Genomic DNA, 3,991 nt, shown 5'->3' on the forward strand with positions numbered 1-3,991 from the left:
GCCGTCGCGCGGGATCTGGACGCCGCCCTGCTCAGCCTCCGGCTCGGGCAGGCTCGCGCCTACTACGTCCGCGACGACGACCGCGCCGCGCGGGACGCCTACTACGCGCACGTCGACACCGACTCGTACGGCGAGCCGCTGCGGCAGGCACTGACCGCACTGCTGGAGGAGACCCACGGGCCCCGCCCCTCCTACAAACCGGCGCGCATGCTCTACCCGTGGGTCGACCTCCACCCCGACCGCCTCCTGCACAGCGTCTACTCGGGGAAGTCCTTCACCGCCGAGGAACTCATCCGCGCCGACGCCGCCGCCGAGGCGTCCCGGCTCCGGGGCATACAGGAGCTCCTGCTGCGGGAGAGCACGGCGAGCGCGGAGCAGCTCGCCGCGGAACTGGACGAGCTGGAGGCGGCGTCGCCGTTCAACTGCGAACACGTCGTCCCGCAGTCCTGGTTCGCCAAGCGGGAGCCCATGCGGGGCGACCTGCACCATCTGTTCGCCTGCGAACCGGCGTGCAACAGCTTCCGCGGCAACTACCCCTACATGGACTTCCCCGGCTTCGAGGAGGCCGTGCGGGACGACTGCGGCATGCGCGAGAAGAGCGGGTTCGAACCGGAGCACAGCAAGGGAGCCGTCGCCAGGGCCACCCTGTACTTCCTGCTGCGCTACCCCGGCCTCGTCGGGGACCGGGCGGGGGAGTTCCCCGAGGAGCGGCTGCCCATCCTCCTGGAGTGGCACGAGAGCGAACCCGTGACCGAGTACGAGTTGCACCGCAACGCGGCCATCGCGGGGATACAGGGCAACCGCAACCCCCTGATAGACCACCCCGAGTGGGCCCGGAGCATCGACTTCTCCGGCGTCTGGCCCTGAAGGCCGTCCCGGACCGGTGACGGCCCTCAGGGCCAGAACGGCCGTCACCGGTCCGGGAGATCGGGCGGTGGCAGACGGATGGTGCGGGCCCGTTCGACGGCCTCCACGCCTTCCACCGCCCGCAGCAGCGGAATCCGGTCCTCGGCGATGGTGCCGGCCGCCGTGCCGATGAGCGGCTGCTCACTCGTCACGGTGAGTCCGACGGCCCGTGCCGCACCCATCGTCTCGGCGAACCGCCCGGGGTCGTCGACGGACAGGATCACGTCCACCCGCGGGGATTCGGTCACGGAGTCTGTCCCAGACCGGCACCGACGCTCGCGGGGGGCTGTGCGAGCCGGTACGCGCCGGAGAGCAGCCGCTTCTTCAGTTCGGACGCCGTGGCGTCCGGCGCTCCATGGGCCAGCAGCGTGACGATACCCGCGATGTGCGGGGTGGCCATGCTGGTCCCGCTGATCGTGTTGTACTCGCGCGGCATCGGCCAGGCGGAGCGCACCTCCACCCCGGGCGCCGCGATGTTGACCTCGGCACCGACGAGGTTTTGGCCCCGGCAGGAGAACGGCGCCACGTCCAGCGCCTTGCCCAGAGCCGCGACAGCCAGGATCGAGGGGCAGTTGGCCGGGTGGTTGACCGGTCCACCGTCGTTGCCCGCCGCCGCGACGATCAGCGTGCCCGCGGTGACGACCCGCTTGGCCAGGCTCTCGAAGACCGGTGAGAACAGCTGGCCGAGGCTGACCGGGGCGCCGAGTGACATGGAGATCACCTTCGCCCCCTGGGAGAGCGCCCAGGCGATCCCCGCGAGGATCTGCCCGTCGCTCCCGCTCCCCTGATTGCTGAGCACCTTGCCCGCCAGGATCTGCGCCTCGGGGGCGACGCCGTAACGCGGCCCCTGCTGTGGCTGCGCCGGCCCCGCCGCCGTGCCGATGCAGTGGGTGCCGTGCCCGTTGCCGTCCTGCACCGACTGCCCCGGCACGAAGGACGCGGTTCCGGCGATGCGCGCGGAGAGGTCGGGGTGTTCGGTGTCCACTCCGGTGTCGAGCACCGCGACCCTGACGCCCTGCCCCGTCAGATGGGAGTGGTTGGCCCGTACCGCCTGCAGGCCCCACGTGTGGTCGGTCTCGTCCCAGGCCGGGCCCAGCGAGACGGCCATCGCCGCCGTGGTGTGCCGGTCCAGGACGTCCTCGTCGCTGCGGTAGGTGGGGTAGTAGCCCGTCACCTCCCGCGTACGGTCCGTGATCGTCGAGATGTAGACCATGCGCTCGGGCTCCGCGGCGATGACCGACGGCTCCTCCTGAGCGGCCGTCACCAGCGCCTCCCGCTGGTCCGGTGCCACGTCGACGACGGCGACACCCAGCTCCGGGAAGAGCGCGTTCACGTCCGGCTCCTCGAGGACGCGCACGGCGTTCTCCGCCTCGGCACCACGCACCGGTTCCGCGCTCGCGATGCCGGCCTGGGAACGCAGCACCTCCATGCCGCGCTCCTCTGCCTCGCAGTCGAGAAGTACCAGGTACTTCCCGGTGTAGGCGTTCTCACGCTTGAGGACGCTCTGGTCGTAGAGTCCGAACTGGCCGTCGCCCGCACGGCGGTCGAATGATTCGTTCGTCATGGTGTCTCCGCTCCGACTGCCCCCGTGTATACGGTGGCCCCCCCGCCGCACGCCCGAGACACCATCGGCGAGCGCACACCGCACGTCCGGCCGTACGGTGAGTCGGCGCGTCCGAGCCTGTTGTGTCGCCTCTCCCTCCACCCTCCTGCCGGCCACGGCCGCACGCAACTCGTCCGGACAACCCCGTGCCCGCAGCCGGCGGCTGCCTCCGGGCGGACGGGCCGGCCGCGAGCCCGGTCGCACCTACGGCGGAGCCTTCCGTGTTCCCCGAACGGGCCGTCGAGTCGGCCGCGAGCGGGTCACGCGGGATCCGTGACGGCGGGGGAGCCGGGACGGGGGACGGTGCCCGTGGGGGCGTACTGGGCGGTTTGCGCCTCGCACATCGCCGCGTCGCCCCCGGGCCGCCATGAGTTCGGCGTGACGGCCCTGCTCGACGAGCCGTCCGTGGTGCAGGACGTGGATGCGGTCGGCGTGGCGGACGCCGGACATGCGGTGGGTGACCAGGACGACGGCCCGGTCCGGGGCGGCGAGCCCGCGGATGCGGTCGAAGGCCTCGATCTCCGCCTCCGGGTCGAGCGCGGAGGTGGGCTCGTCCACGATGAGCACGCCGGCGGCAGCGCAGGTGGAGTCGCGCCAGTGGGTCCGGGCGAGGCCGATCTTCTGCCACTCGCCGCCGGACAGTTCACTCGCGCCCCGGAACATCCGGGCCAGAACGGTGCCCAGGCCGTCGGGAAGCCTGGCGACGACCGGTCCGGCACCGGCGTAGTCGACGGACGGCCGCAGGTCCTCGGGACCGGCTTCCCGGGCCGGCCGATCCGGATGTTCAACGCCGCTGTCACCGGCCGGCGTCGGAAGTCCCGGGTGAGCGGCGCGACGCGGTCGATGACCGCCGAGCGGTCCAGGGAGGCGAGGTCGGCCTCGCCCCACCGCACCGTCCCGGTCCGCGGCAGCAACAGGCCCGACAACACCTCGCGGACGCAGAGGGACTCCTCGTGCAACGGGTTCACGTTCATCACCAGCGCGCCCAGGCTCGCCGACCCGGACCGGACGGCGATGACGGCCGTACCGGCCACGGCCAGGCTCATGCGCCCGCTCGTGGTCAGCCAGAACATGGCCCCGTACGTCGCCGCCATGGCGAGGCCGGACAGCGCGGAGGCCACCCACTCGGTGACGGCCTTGCCGGTGGCCGGCCGCTCCTGCTCGGCCTCGGCGCTCTCGGCCATCCGCGCGTAATGGCTGAGCAGGAACGGCCCGACGGAGTGCACACGCACCTCCTGTGCCGCGGTGCGCTCGGTGAGCAGGTTGCCGATGAGGCGGTCGGCCCGCACATGCTCGACCCAGCTCATCACCAGCACATAGCGTTCCTGCGCCGATCATGCGACGGGCGGAGCCGGCGCCGTACTGGGCGACGTCGATCAGCCGCCGAACTCCGGGTCCTCGATGGCCTCCAGCTCCACGGACGCGGCGGCGGCCAGGTACCGCGTCGTGGCGATCCGCTCCGCCGGCGGCTCCAGCCCGCCC

Annotated in this window: 3 protein-coding genes and 1 pseudogene; 1 reads left to right on the top strand and 3 read right to left on the bottom strand. The window is 72.4% G+C overall.

From position 1 onward, the window contains the following. On the top strand, positions 1-867 hold an 867-nt coding region (locus tag H5J33_RS26315), incomplete at its 5' end, for an endonuclease I family protein (RefSeq protein WP_181797341.1). A gap of 44 nt (positions 868-911) precedes the next feature. Here H5J33_RS26315 and H5J33_RS26320 read toward each other — a convergent pair. The 3 genes and pseudogenes from H5J33_RS26320 to H5J33_RS26330 form a co-directional block, all read right to left on the bottom strand. After that, the gene (locus tag H5J33_RS26320) at positions 912-1,154 is read right to left on the bottom strand and encodes a hypothetical protein (RefSeq protein WP_181797342.1); all 243 of its coding nucleotides are present in this window, start codon (positions 1,152-1,154) and stop codon (positions 912-914) included. Further along, positions 1,151-2,470: a S8 family serine peptidase gene (locus H5J33_RS26325; RefSeq protein ID WP_181797343.1), complete on the bottom strand. Its 1,320-nt coding sequence runs from the start codon at positions 2,468-2,470 to the stop codon at positions 1,151-1,153. The genes H5J33_RS26320 and H5J33_RS26325 overlap by 4 nt, the downstream gene beginning before the upstream one ends. Before the next feature lie 299 nt (positions 2,471-2,769). Continuing rightward, positions 2,770-3,991, bottom strand: a pseudogene (locus H5J33_RS26330) (ABC transporter ATP-binding protein); the annotation flags it as partial.

Origin of the sequence: Streptomyces sp. WELS2, assembly GCF_013870595.1 — a bacterium.
Taxonomy (GTDB): domain Bacteria; phylum Actinomycetota; class Actinomycetes; order Streptomycetales; family Streptomycetaceae; genus Streptomyces.